Origin of the sequence: Actinoplanes lutulentus (assembly GCF_003259845.1) — a bacterium.
GTDB classification, from domain to species: domain Bacteria; phylum Actinomycetota; class Actinomycetes; order Mycobacteriales; family Micromonosporaceae; genus Actinoplanes; species Actinoplanes lutulentus.
Window position 1 is genome coordinate 13600 of the sequence record NZ_QLMJ01000023.1, and the last position, 12445, is coordinate 26044.

Here is a 12445-nt window from a genome sequence, read left to right on the forward strand (position 1 = left end):
CTCGCAGGCTGCCGCGCGGTTAGGCGATCACGGCGCACAAGGCGTACGCCGGGCTCGAAATCGACCCACGAAGCGTGCCGCGCGGCAACTCGGGTGACCGTTTTCGGCGCATCGCGCCGATCATCTTGCGACATCCGCGCATCGAAGGACACGGTGGCAGGCATGGCGGTGGCATCGCCGCCGCGGGAGGAGGCCTGATGAAGCCGGGAATCTTCGCGGTCCGCGACGTGAGTTCGCTGATCACTGACACCACCGGGGAAGGGCAGCTCAAGCGGGCGGTCGGCGCCACCCAGCTGACAGCGATGGGTGTCGGCGCGATCATCGGCACCGGGATCTTCGTGGTGATCGGCAAGGGCGCCGCGCTGGCCGGGCCGGCGGTGATCCTCTCGTTCGTGCTGGCCGCGGTGGCCTGTGCGTTCTCGGCGCTCTCCTATGCCGAGCTGGCGTCGACGATCCCGGTCTCGGGCAGTGCGTACACCTACGCCTACGCGACGCTCGGTGAGCTGGTCGCCTGGATCATCGGCTGGGACCTGATCCTGGAGTACGGCGTCTCGGTGGCCGCGATTGCGGTCGGCTGGGGCGGCAACCTGAACGCGTTCCTGGACTCGGCGTTCGGCGTGGCGCTGCCGGATGCGATCGCGAAGTCGCCGGAGGACGGTGGTGTCTTCAACCTGCCGGCCGTGTTCATCGTGCTGGCGATCACGTTACTGCTGGTCCGGGGCGTGAGCGAGAGCGCACGCGTCAACCTGATCATGGTCGGGATCAAGCTCCTCGTGCTGGTGTTCTTCATCGTGGTGGCGTTCGCGAACTTCAGCACCCGCAACTTCCAGCCGTTCGCCCCGGAGGGTGTCGACGGGGTGACCTCGGCCGCGGCGATCATCTTCTTCGCCTACATCGGCTTCGACGCGGTCTCCACCGGCAGTGAGGAGGCCCGAAATCCCGCAAAGGACCTTCCGCTCGCCATCCTCGGCTCGCTGATCATCTGCACGTTCTTCTACGTGCTCACGGTGGCCGGCGCGCTCGGCATCGCCACCCCGGAGCAGATGGCCGAGAGCGACGCGCCGCTCGCGGCCGCGCTCGACCAGGGCGCCGGGATGAGCTGGGCCGCCGCGATCCTGGCGCTCGGCGCGGTCGTCGCGATCACCAGCGTCGTCCTGGTGATCTTCTACGGCCAGACCCGGATCTTCTTCGCGATGTGCCGCGACGGCCTGCTGCCGCGCCGGCTCGCCAAGGTCAACACCCGATTCGGTACGCCGGCACGCCTGACCATCGGCCTGGGCGTGCTGATCGCGATCCTGGCCGCCCTGGTGCCGCTGGGCACCATCGTGGAACTGGTCAACATCGGTACGCTGTTCGCGTTCGTACTGGTCAACATCGGTGTGATCGTGTTGCGGCGGACCCGGCCGGACATGCCCCGGCCCTATCGGGTGCCGTGGTCGCCGCTGCTGCCGATCATCGGGATCCTGTTCGCCGTGTACCTGATGACCGACCTGCCGCTCGACACCTGGATCCGGTTCATCGCCTGGCTCGCGGTCGGCATGCTCATCTACGCCTTCTACGGATACCGCCACTCCCGCCTGCGCCAGGCCGCCACCACACCGGCCGACCCGCCGCAGCGCCCGGAGACCCGCGGTGAGGAACAGCTGTGACCGGCCCGGTGATCACCGGAGTGGACGGCGGCAGCTGCGCCACCGACGCGCTCACGCTCGGCCACTGGGCGGCCGGGCTGCTCGAAGCGCCGCTGGTGGTCGCGGTGGTGCATCCGGCGCCGGCGGCGATCGGCTCCGGCCGGGTGGACGCGGAGTGGGTCGCGGACCGGCGGGCCGCCGCCGACCGGGTCCTGGACGGCGCCCGCGCCACGCTGGGTGACCCGCCCGGCGTGGAGTACCAGGTGCTGGCGTCCAGTTCGGCCGCGCACGGGCTGCACGACCTGGCCGAGCACCGGCAGGCCTCGCTGCTCGTGGTGGGTTCCGGCGCGGCCGCTCCGGCGTCCCGCCTGTTCCCGGGCAGCACCGCGGAACGCCTGCTCGCCGGCAGCGTCTGCCCGGTCGCTGTGGCGCCGTCCGGGATGACCGAGCCGCCGGGCACGCACGGACGGATCGGCGTCGCCTACGTGGACACCCCGGACGGGCGGGCCGCTCTGGAGTCGGCGGCCCGGCTGGCCCGGCGTACCGGGCAGACGTTGCGGCTGGTCACGGTGGTGGCGCGCGGTGACGCCGCGCTGCCGTTCCTGCTGGGATCGGACGCCGAGCGCGCGTTCCTGGACACCGCGCGGGAGACCTACGAGGAGGCGCTGCGCAAAGCGGCGCTGGCCGTCCCGGACGTCACCGTGGAGTGGGAGATCCGGTCCGGCGACGTGGTGGAGACCCTCGCCGAGCTGACCGACGTGGACGTGTTGTTCTGCGGGTCGCGCGGGTATGGACCGGCCCGGCGGGTGCTGCTCGGCGGGGTGTCGGCCCGGTTGTTGCGCCGCGCCCGGCGGCCGCTGGTGGTGGTGCCGCGCGCCTAGTCCTTGCGGTGCCGGCCGACGCCGTCAGCCCTTACGGCCCCGTCGACGTGGCCGCCCCCGGACGGGGTGGTCGCCTCCGCGGCGGCGCGCTCGTCCCATGCCGACACCGCCGGCGGGTATTCCGGCTCGAAACCCAGGTCGGCGATCGGCACGTAGACCCGCGCGTCCACCGCCTCGGCCAGCAGCAGCGCCGCGACCAGCGCCGGCGGCCTCTCGGTGGGCTCCCGGGACAGGCAGCGCGAGACGAGATCGAGCACCTCGGGCGGCAGCCCTTCGATGTGCGGCAGCGGCACCGGGTCCTCGAACCGCTGCGCCATCACCATCTCGGTGTGCGAGCGCGCCCTCCACGGCAGCGTCCCCGCGAGGCAGTGGTAGAGCAGCGTGCCGAGGGCGAACATGTCGGCCGCCGGGGTGGCCGGCAGCCCGTCGAACCGCTCCGGCGCGATGTAGGCGGGCGTACCCATGACCGGCCCTTCCGGGTCCGGGTCGGGTGAGCCGATCGCCGCGGCGATGCCGAAGTCGAGCACCTTCGCACCGGCCGGGGTGAGCATGATGTTGGCGGGTTTGATGTCGCGGTGCACCACCTGCTGGGCGTGCGCGGCGGCGAGCGCGGCCGCCACCTCGGCGCAGATGCGGACGCTGATCTGCCAGTCCAGCATGCCCGCGGCCAGGTGCGCGCTGAGGGTCTGCCCGTCGACCAGCTCCATCACGATGTACGGGACGTCCCGCTCCGGCGACGGCGAGGTGCCGAAATCGTGCACCGCGGCGACGTTGGGGTGCGCGAGCCGGGCCGCCGAACGTGCCTCGGTCCGGACCAGATCGACCCCGCCCTGACCGAGAGTGCCCTCCACCGCCGGCGCCATGATCTTGACGGCGACCGGCCGGTCGAGCACCCGGTCGTGACCGCGCCAGACCTCCGACATACCGCCGAGCCCGATGCGGTTAACGAGCTGGTACCGCCCGCCAAGCGTGCGCATCGTGCCTCCTCAGACCCCCGCCGGGAACCCCAACCCGGCTGGCCCGGAAATACCCCGCCGGTCAGTGCACAAACGCCGCCGCGAGGCAGCACACACCCGATCGTGTCCGGAACCGGAAATGGCGGAGCCGCACCTTGTGAGTGCTGCTCCGCCACTGGACCGTGCGGCCGTTTTCCGGTGCACCTGACGTCGGGCGCAACGTTAGGCCACGTCGATCATCACCGCCAACCCGGACCCCACCCTGAGTGATCGGAGTCTCAGCATGTGGCCCAGTTTCCAGCTCAGGGCGTTTCGGGTTACCACCCTTACTTACTCTCCGCGACTGTCCACAGGCAAAATCAAGATCAAACCAATTCGGTACGCAGATCGTGCGCACCGTCTTCCCGCGTCGCCTCGTAATAGATCCGGTGCCGGCCGTCCGGCAGTTCGGCGAGGCTCAGGTACCGCAACCCGAACGGCTCGTGCGGGCTGCCGATCGGTTCCCGGTCCTCGGCGACGAGCGGGCCGAACGTGCCGTCCGGCAGCCGGGAGCCGCGCGCCACTCCGGTGCGCTCCTCCCAGTTCTCCCCGGCCGTGGCCCGCCCGTCGTACGACGCGGTGATCGTGTCGCCGGAGACCAGGACCGAGGTGATCCGCACGCCACGGGCGTCCCACTGTCCGGGGCGGGCCGCCAGGGCGGTGCGCTGCCAGGTCCAGTGCACACCGTCCGGGCTGGTCGCGTACTCGGTGGTCATCCGGTCGGCGTCGTCCCAGGACTCCAGGGGGTGCACCGACGCCCACAGGTGCCAGCCGTGCTCGTCGTGGTGCAGCACCGGGTCCTTGACCGCGTTGTCCTCGTCGCCGGCCAGCACGGTGCGCGGCGTCGCGGTGGCGAGTCCCTCGGGGGTGTCGGCTTCGAGCAGGTCGACGCGCCAGTGCTTGGTGCCCGGCGTGGCGGCGCTGACGTACAGACGCCAGCGGCCTTCCGGCGTACGCACGAGGGCCGGGCGTTCGAGGGACTCGGCGCCGAATCCGTCCTTGGCGATCTCCGCGACCACCGTGAAGTCGAGGCCGTCGGAGGAGCGGGCCACGACGTTGGCGATGCCCCGGCCGGCGCCGATCGGCAGCCGCAGGCGATAGGCGAGGTAGACGAAGCCGTCCGCCACCACCGTGCTGGGCGCGCCCGACCAGGCGCCGGGTTCGGTGCCCGGGGGCTCCACCACCACGGTGGAGTCTTCCCAGCGCGGCAGTGGCAGGGCCGTGATTCCGATGGTCAAGGCGGCTCTCCTGGGGTTGCGGCGACGGAACCCGTCAAGTTTGCATCATCTATAGAATTGGTGGGCTTTACCGGGCCTTGGCGTGTCGGTCCAGGCTGAGCCAGTCGTCGTACCGCTCGCCGGTGACCTCCTGGAGCAGGGCGATGTCCTCGGCGAAGTACGGCAGCAACGCGGCCCGCTCCTCCGGCGTGGTCACCGGGCGGTTGCCCCGCTTGCGGTGCAGCAGGGTGAGCAGCGGACCACGCGCGGCCAGGCGCAGCGGCACCGGGAAATGATGCCCGAAGGTGCCGCCGGCGCGCAGCAGGCCACGCAGCACCTGGTTCACCGCGGTGTCCTCGACGAAGTGCCGGTTCACGTTCTCTTTCGGGATCGCGGTGAGCACACCGGTTCGCACACCGAGGAACGAGCAGACCCGGTCGAGGGTCCGCGCCGGCTCGTCCTTGAGGTCGCGGTACCGCAGCAGCAGCACCTGCTCGCGAGGGAAGTGCTGGTAGAGGTGCTGGAGCTGCTCGCCGTAGAGGCCCAGCCCGATGTAGTGCCAGAAGTCCGCCCAGTGCGCGACCTTGCGCTCCTGTTCGGCGTGGCAGGCCTCCAGGAAATCGGCCTTCTCCTCCAGCCCGGCGACCCACAGGTGGGTCCAGTTGGAGTGCGCGCGGTCCACCGGGTCACGCAGCAGGATGATCAGTTTGGCGTCCGGGGTCAGCTTCGCGATCCGCTCGTGCGCCTTCAGGTCGTACAGATAGAAGGGTGTCGCCTCGCCCAGCAGCGCGCCGTCCGGCGCCGGGTCGAACAACGCCTCGTACTCGTCCTGACGCCAGATGTGCTCCTGGTACGTCTGGACGTCGCCGGGCCCGCCGATCGTGGGTGGCGGGCCGTCGGAGAGGAAGAACTTCGGCTCCTTGACCGACGGCAGGAACAGCTCCGGATGACCCACCAGCGCGGCGTGCAGAGCCGTGGTGCCGGCTTTGGGCACGCCGGCGATCAGGAAATCGGGTAGTGACATCTGCGCCCCCTCGGGCTCTCACTCGAAAGTAAGAGTTAGCCTACAGATTCACTAGGATTTGGCAGCCCGGCGCCCATGTGGTGGACGTCTCATCGCAGCCACCGGTGCCACCATCTGTCCCCCCGGCGGAACCGCGGGCACCGCCCCGGTTCACACAGCGCGCACTCGGTGCCGCGCCGGTGATGCTCATGCGCCCGATGCGGATGTCCGCAAACACAGTCGCTCATCCGGCGAGTGTCCCACACCTCTGGCCTTATGCCATTACGCCGAGTAATCTTCGCCTTTCTCCGGCACGCTCAGCAGCGGATACTCGGTCACAGATGGATGACACAGAGTAATGTGTGAACTTTTGTTCGCCCGCCGACGTATCGGAGAACGACAGGGAAGCTCTACCCCGGGAGCGCGCACCATGTTCCGGTTAATCCAGCTGCACACCGACGACGGTGTGCCCCGCATCGGCGTCGACCCAGACGGATACGTCAGCGCCCGCGCCGCCCTTGCCCACTACCGCACCGTGCCGACGACCTACTTCGCCGTCGGGCGTTTCGACCACGAGGGCACGCTCACCGAGGTGATCCTCGACCCGATCTGCGGCCTCGACGGCGCCTGCCAGCGGCCGGCGTCCGTGGTCCACGCGAAGACCTTCGAACGCCTCTGCGAGCGCTGCTCCTCCGGCCTCGACGTGCTCACCGTTCCGCAGCTGGCCCGCCGGCTCGGCATCGCCTGCCGGCTCGCGCCGTCGGTGGCCCGTTTCCGGCAGTCCTCGATCGGCGGCGTCCGAGCGCCGTCCGGCAACCGGATCGCCCGCGAGTTCCCCGACCACGTGCACGACGTGGCCTGGCGGATGCAGCTCTGCTCCGAGCTGGTGGAGAGCCGGACCGCGCTCAACGGCCTGCTCATCGGCACCGGCGCGCTCACCCACCGGCAGGTGCTCGATCTGTTCCCGGCCCTCTGCGCCCTCGGCGACGAGCTGCCGGCACAGGTCCGCTCCGACCTGTGCCGGGCCACGGCTCGGCCGCTCTCCCCCGCCGGCGTCGCCGGCCTGCGGCTGGGCCTCAGCTTCACAGCCTGACGCGCACCACCGAACCCGTCCCCTGACAGACACTGCAGTTCGTGACGTACGCGTACTTCCCGCGGATCGCCACACCACCGGGCGCGGTCAGCCCGGCCGACGCCACCACGGTGTGCCTGCCCTTGCGGTCCACCCGGATCAGGGCGCCGGTGCGGTCACCGGAGAGCAGTCCCTTGTGGGCGATCTCCAACGCGTACAGCCGGCCGTCGGGCGCCCAGGCCAGGTCGATGATGTTCGTGAATCCGGACGCGAAGACCCGGGGCGCCTGCCCCGGCACGACCCGCCAGATCCGCGCCTGACCGGCCGGGAACGGGAACCCGGTCAGCTCGCTGACGTAGTACGCGCCGTCCGGGCCCCGGTTCACCGACGTCGGCACCGCCTCCATGCCGATCGTGGTGCCGTCCGGCGCTGTCACCGGACGCCGCGGGAACGTCGCGACCGTGGTGATCCGGCCGCGCCGGCCGACCCGGACCAGCGCGTTGCCGCCGGCGTCCACCACGAACTGGCCGCTGCCGGTGGCAAGCAGGCCGTTCGGGTTGGTGTCCGGCGGCTTCACCCCGTCCGGGTTGGCGCTCTTCTCGTACGCGCCGATGTCGGCCAGCACGGACGGTGAGCGGCCGGCCCGGTACAGCTTCGCCATGCCGGCCAGCTGCGGCACCTGGGTACGCAGGTCGGGGCTGCCGCCGAGACCAACCGTGTAGTACAGCCGGCCGTCCTCACCGATCGCCACGTCCGACGGGCCGGTCGCCTCGGCACCCTCCGGCGACGCGAGCGACGGGAGCTTCGACAGCACCCGCCACTGCCGGCCCTGCGAGACGACAGTGATCGCCCCGGACCGGCCGAAACAGACCTCGCCGCCCTCCGGCCCGGCCTGACACGGCCCCGCGCCACCCCGGCCGGACTCGGCGACGTAGAGCTCGCCGTGCGTACCGAAGGTGATGCCTCGTGGGTTGTCCAAGCCGGTGGCGATCGTCCTGACGGTCGGGGCGGCCGCGACCGGCGTTGCTGGGACGAGGAGCGCGGCTGCCCCCACGACGGCCGCGACAACACTCTTGGTGATCATCCAACTCCCCCATGCGTTCGGATACCTTCGCCAGGTTCCCGGCTCGAAAGGTCCGGCGGCCCTGAAGAGTCCTCGATCCGACCCCGGTAGGAGTACCGGTACGGTCACCCGCATGACGTGCACGTTCGCGGATCTCGTCACACGCGCTCACGGTCTCGTTCGTGACGGCCGTCGTCGCGCTGTCCTCGGCATCGCCGGACCGCCCGGCGCCGGCAAGACCACGCTCGCCGCGCATCTGGTCGCGGCCCTGGCCGGCATCAACGGCCCGGACTGGGTGGCGCACGTGCCGATGGACGGCTTCCACCTCGCCGACGTCGAACTCGACCGCCTCGGCCTGCGCGACCGCAAGGGTGCCCCGGACACGTTCGACGCCTACGGGTACGCCGCACTGCTGCGCCGCCTCGTCGAGGACCAGGACCCGATGATCTACGCGCCGGGTTTCGAGCGGGTTCTCGAACAGCCGATCGCGGGGGTTATTCCCGTACCCAAGAAAGCTCGTCTGATCGTCACCGAGGGCAACTATCTGCTGCTCGACGACGAGCGCTGGAAGCCGGTGCGCGCGTTGCTCGCCGAGGTCTGGTACGCCGATCTCGACCCGGCCGAACGACTCCGCCGCCTGGTCGAGCGGCACGAGCGGTTCGGCAAGGCGCACGACGACGCGGTGGCCTGGGCGACCGGCACCGACGAACGCAACGCCGAGGTGATCGCCACCACCCGCTCGCGGGCCGATCTCCTGGTCGAACCTGTGCTGCTTCACAGCTTGCGACCAGCCTGAACGGGTTTTGTCGGACCCGCGTGGCATGCTTGCGCTCATGTCAGTGGGTGAGGCGGTCGAGAGCGAGCCGAAACGTCGCTCGCCACGACGCGCGATCTTCGGTTTCGTGGTGCTGGCGGTCGTGGCGCTGCTCTTCGGCGTGCCACTGGTGACGCTGCTCTGGTCCGGCAACGACTGGCCCCTCGGGGTCGAGCTCGCCGGCACCGCGCTCGTCGTCCTGGCCGCGCTCGGCTTCCCGGTGCTGATGTTCCGCGGCCACGGCGGTCACAGCGACACCGCCTCCCGCATCGCCGACACCCTGCTCGGCGTGGTCTGGGTGCTCTTCACCTGGTCGGTGATCGGCCAGGCCTTCGGCCTCGCCCTCCGCCTCGCCGGCGTCGACGATCCGGTGCGCTCCCGGGTGGTCACCGCGGTGGTCCTTCTGATCGCCTCGGTCCTGCTCCTCTGGGGGTACGCGGAAGCGATGCGCGTCTCAAGAGTGAGGCGCGTCGACGTCACGATCCCCCGTCTGGGCCCCGGCCTCGACGGGCTACGCGTCGTCCTGATCACCGACACGCACTACGGCCCGATCGACCGCACCCGCTGGTCACAGGGCGTCACCAAGGTGATCAACTCACTGGACCCGGACATCGTGGCCCACACCGGCGACATCGCCGACGGCGAGGTCCAGCAGCGCCTCTCGATGGCCGCCCCGCTCGCCGACGTCCAGGCTCGGTTCGCCCGGGTCTACGTCACGGGCAACCACGAATACTTCAGCGGCGCCCTCGGCTGGGTCGAGCACATGACGTCGCTGGGCTGGGACGCCCTGCACAACCGCCACCTGGTCGTCACCCGGGGCGGCGACTCCCTGATCGTCGCCGGCGTCGACGACCGCACCGCCGCCGGCTCCGGCCTGCCCGGCCACCACACCGACCACGAGGCCGCCCTGGCCGGCGCCGACCCGTCGCTGCCGATCCTGCTCCTGGCCCACCAGCCCCACCAGATCACCGGCGCCGTCTCCCACGGCGTCGACCTCCAGCTCTCCGGCCACACCCACGGCGGCCAGATGTGGCCCTTCCACTACCTGGTCCGCCTCGACCAGCCGGTCCTGCAGGGCCTGTCCCGCCACTCCGAGCGAACCCAGCTCTACACCAGCCGCGGCACCGGCTTCTGGGGCCCGCCGTTCCGCATCTTCGCCCCCAGCGAGATCACCCTCCTAACCCTCCACACCCCGAGGTAACGCCCGCTCTTCGCCAGCCCTATCCCCCACGGGGCCCGCGCCACCGCTTCACCGGCTGGCGCCCGCGTTCAAGCGGCGCTGACTGCCCGGGCGCCCCGACACCGGCGCACACCACTCGCGGGGACGTTCCCGCCCAGGGCTGCCCGCCGCGGTACGCACCACCCAGCGGCCATTCACGTAGTGGTCATTGCCAGGGCGCCACCCCACGCAACGTTCTCACCGCCCGGGCGCGGCGCACGGGGCGTCACCACGCGTGCTGCCGTTCACCGCCCCATGCCCGCGTGCTGCCGTTCACCGACCAAGCCCGCTTGCTGCCGTTTACCGCCGATTGCCCGCATGCCGCCCTTCGCCGCCCTCGCTGCCGGCGCCTTGGCCCTCCCCATCTCCCGAACTTGGCAACTTCGCGTCGCTCGTCCTTCGCCATTGCGGTGGTGGGCGGCCCCAGGTCAGGAAAGCTTTCGACAGGTACCTGGTGTCTTGCCCGGCGGTGCGGTGTCCACGATGCTCGCCCGCTGCAGCCAGAAAGCCAGCGGCATCACCCACCTCGCCGGGGCCTCACGCAAAGTGAGCGCGAAGGAGACGGTCCCGCCGTCGCCGGCCGAATCTTGGTAACCCTTAGGTGCTCTGACCCCCACGGAATTCCACAAAGCGCGCACTCCCCACTGTTTGTGGTAGCAGCGCGTCACCAAGGAATTCGCGGATCACCACGCCGAGCGCGGCCTCCCCGGAAACTCGTGCGGTTGTGGTCGATCGGACGGCAAAACCGCACAAGATCTGTGAACGGCAACCCACCACGAGCCGCCGCGCCACTCACCGCCACGCCGCTCGTCGCTCACCGCCCCGCCGACCTCGTTGGCCCCACCAGCGCCGACCGTGCCGCTGGCGTCGCTGGCGTCGCTGGCGTCGCTGGCGTCGCTGGCGTCGCTGGCCCAGTCGACTCTGCCGTCCCGCCGCCACTGGCCCAGTCGACCCTGCCTGCCAGCCGGCCCCGCCGGCGTCGCCGATCCCGCCGGCGTCACTGGTCCCTGCGGCGGGGCTGGTCCCCGCAGCGGTGCTGGTCCCCGCAGCGGTGCTGGTGGTCGATGCCGGCGATCTTGAGCCTTCTTGTGCGCTCTGGGGTGCGAAATCGCTCAAGATCTGGGGCGGTTCGGGCTGGTCGGCGCACCCACCGTCAAGCGTCCACAACAGACAGTGATCTTACCGATAGTCATATTCGGACTTCACTGTGTACGGTGCTTGCGGGGGCGTGGATCACTGACGGACCTCACACACGGGGGAGACACAGCTTGCGCAACATCCTGATAGTCGGCGCCGGCCAGGCCGGACTCCAGCTGGCACTGAGCCTCAAGGCCGAGGGTCACCAGGTCACTCTCATGTCGGCGCGTACGCCCGCCGAGATCCGGGCCGGCCGGCCGACCTCGACCCAGGCCATGTTCGATCCGGCTCTGGAGCTGGAGCGCGCCTACGGCCTGAACCACTGGGACCAGGCCGCACCGCCCATTCACGGCCTGCACGTGATGCTGGCCGCCCCGCCGGGGAACCTCGCACTTCAGTTCACCGCGCCGCTGGACCGGCCGGCCTACTCCACCGACCAGCGGATCAAGTTCGCCCAGTGGCTGACCGAGGCCGAGCAGGCCGGGGTCGACGTCATCTACCAGCCGGTGAGCCTCAGCTACCTTCAAGCGCTGACGCCGCGGTACGACCTGACGATCGTCGCGGCCGGCCGTGGCGACCTCGTCGAGGCGTTCGACCGTGATCCGGACCGGTCACCGTACACAGAGCCGCAGCGCGCCCTGGCCGTCGCGTACGTGCACGGGCTGGCGCCGGATCCGGCCTGGCCGGAGCCGCACGTGGAGTTTCACGCGATCCCGGGTCTCGGCGAGCTGTTCGTGATCCCGTCGCTGACGACGAGCGGGCCCTGCGACATCCTGTTCTGGGAGGCCATCCCGGGCGGCCCGCTCGACGTGTTCGAGAACCAGCCGGCCGAGAACCACCTGGAGATCACGCTCGGCCTGATCAAGGAGAACCTGCCCTGGTTCTCCGAACGGTGCGGCGACGTCACGCTCACCGACGACCAGGCGACGATCAGGGGCCGGTTCACCCCGGCCGTCCGCAAGCCGGTGGCGCACCTGCCCGGCGGCGGCATCGCGCTCGGCATCGGCGACATCGTGATCTCCAACGACCCGATCACCGGGCAGGGATCGAACACCGCGGCGAAGGCGGCCGCCCACTACCTCCAGGCGATTCTGGCGAACGGTGACAAGCCGTTCGACGAGGAGTGGATGACCGTGACCTTCGAGTCGTTCTGGGCGGCGCACGGTCAGGCCGTGACGCTGTGGACCAACGGGATGCTGCAGCCGCTGCCGCCGCACGCCCAGCAGATCCTCGGCGCGGCGAGCGCCAACCAGACGGTGGCCCGGCGATTCGCACATGGCTTCGAGGACCCGAACGACCTGCTCACCTGGTTCGCCGACCCGCAAGCAGCGGAGACGTACCTGAGAAGCGTCTGAAAAAAGGCCGGGAGACGGATATGCCGGGAATAAACCGGTTGAGCCGCCTCCCGGCCTCCGC

At 70.5% G+C, this 12445-nt stretch carries 10 protein-coding genes; 6 read left to right on the forward strand and 4 right to left on the reverse strand.

Annotated elements, in window-relative coordinates; all coding sequences use genetic code 11:
• Positions 1 to 197 precede the first annotated feature (197 nt).
• Both B0I29_RS37455 and B0I29_RS37460 read left to right on the forward strand, forming a co-directional pair.
• Positions 198 to 1649, forward strand: a complete 1452-nt coding sequence (locus tag B0I29_RS37455) for an amino acid permease (RefSeq protein WP_111653913.1) — start codon at positions 198 to 200, stop codon at positions 1647 to 1649.
• Complete coding sequence (locus B0I29_RS37460) at positions 1646 to 2509, forward strand: universal stress protein (RefSeq protein ID WP_111653914.1); 864 nt, start codon at positions 1646 to 1648, stop codon at positions 2507 to 2509. Before B0I29_RS37455 ends, B0I29_RS37460 begins: the two co-directional genes overlap by 4 nt.
• Here B0I29_RS37460 and B0I29_RS37465 read toward each other — a convergent pair.
• The 3 genes from B0I29_RS37465 to B0I29_RS37475 all read right to left on the reverse strand — a co-directional run bounded on the left by B0I29_RS37465 (position 2506) and on the right by B0I29_RS37475 (position 5745).
• A complete protein-coding gene (locus B0I29_RS37465) occupies positions 2506 to 3486 on the reverse strand; it encodes a serine/threonine-protein kinase (RefSeq protein ID WP_111653915.1) in 981 nt (326 codons plus the stop codon). The genes B0I29_RS37460 and B0I29_RS37465 overlap by 4 nt on opposite strands.
• A 344-nt stretch (positions 3487 to 3830) precedes the next feature.
• Positions 3831 to 4742 (reverse strand): glycoside hydrolase family protein, encoded by a 912-nt coding sequence (locus B0I29_RS37470; RefSeq protein WP_111653916.1) that lies wholly within the window; start codon positions 4740 to 4742, stop codon positions 3831 to 3833.
• 67 nt (positions 4743 to 4809) lie between these two features.
• On the reverse strand, positions 4810 to 5745 hold the full coding sequence (locus tag B0I29_RS37475; protein ID WP_111653917.1) for a sulfotransferase family protein: 936 nt from the start codon (positions 5743 to 5745) through the stop codon (positions 4810 to 4812).
• 409 nt (positions 5746 to 6154) lie between these two features.
• On the opposite strand from B0I29_RS37475, the gene B0I29_RS37480 reads away from it, so the two are divergent.
• On the forward strand, positions 6155 to 6817 hold the full coding sequence (locus B0I29_RS37480; RefSeq protein WP_111653918.1) for a hypothetical protein: 663 nt from the start codon (positions 6155 to 6157) through the stop codon (positions 6815 to 6817).
• On the opposite strand, the gene B0I29_RS37485 is transcribed toward B0I29_RS37480, so the two are convergent.
• Positions 6807 to 7880, reverse strand: a complete 1074-nt coding sequence (locus B0I29_RS37485; protein ID WP_111653919.1) for a ScyD/ScyE family protein — start codon at positions 7878 to 7880, stop codon at positions 6807 to 6809. The two genes, B0I29_RS37480 and B0I29_RS37485, sit on opposite strands and share 11 nt — an antisense overlap.
• 112 nt (positions 7881 to 7992) lie before the next feature.
• Between B0I29_RS37485 and B0I29_RS37490 the strand changes: the two genes are divergently transcribed.
• The 3 genes from B0I29_RS37490 (at position 7993) to B0I29_RS37505 (ending at position 12384) form a co-directional block, all read left to right on the forward strand.
• Positions 7993 to 8655, forward strand: a complete 663-nt coding sequence (locus B0I29_RS37490) for a nucleoside/nucleotide kinase family protein (protein WP_111653920.1) — start codon at positions 7993 to 7995, stop codon at positions 8653 to 8655.
• Positions 8656 to 8692: 37 nt separating this feature from the next.
• A complete protein-coding gene (locus B0I29_RS37495) occupies positions 8693 to 9874 on the forward strand; it encodes a metallophosphoesterase (protein ID WP_181558175.1) in 1182 nt (393 codons plus the stop codon).
• Between the two features lie 1286 nt (positions 9875 to 11160).
• Positions 11161 to 12384 carry a styrene monooxygenase/indole monooxygenase family protein gene (locus B0I29_RS37505; RefSeq protein WP_111653923.1) on the forward strand — a complete coding sequence of 408 codons (1224 nt, stop codon included), beginning with the start codon at positions 11161 to 11163 and terminating at the stop codon, positions 12382 to 12384.
• Positions 12385 to 12445: the final 61 nt, after the last annotated feature.

What these genes read in the sequence shown, in the direction of transcription:
- B0I29_RS37455 (WP_111653913.1), top strand. Translation starts at nt 198, where the DNA reads ATGAAGCCGGGAATCTTCGCGGTCCGCGACGTGAGTTCGCTGATCACT.
- B0I29_RS37465 (WP_111653915.1), bottom strand. Translation starts at nt 3,486, where the DNA reads ATGCGCACGCTTGGCGGGCGGTACCAGCTCGTTAACCGCATCGGGCTC.
- B0I29_RS37475 (WP_111653917.1), bottom strand. Translation starts at nt 5,745, where the DNA reads ATGTCACTACCCGATTTCCTGATCGCCGGCGTGCCCAAAGCCGGCACC.
- B0I29_RS37480 (WP_111653918.1), top strand. Translation starts at nt 6,155, where the DNA reads ATGTTCCGGTTAATCCAGCTGCACACCGACGACGGTGTGCCCCGCATC.
- B0I29_RS37485 (WP_111653919.1), bottom strand. Translation starts at nt 7,880, where the DNA reads ATGATCACCAAGAGTGTTGTCGCGGCCGTCGTGGGGGCAGCCGCGCTC.
- B0I29_RS37490 (WP_111653920.1), top strand. Translation starts at nt 7,993, where the DNA reads ATGACGTGCACGTTCGCGGATCTCGTCACACGCGCTCACGGTCTCGTT.
- B0I29_RS37495 (WP_181558175.1), top strand. Translation starts at nt 8,693, where the DNA reads ATGTCAGTGGGTGAGGCGGTCGAGAGCGAGCCGAAACGTCGCTCGCCA.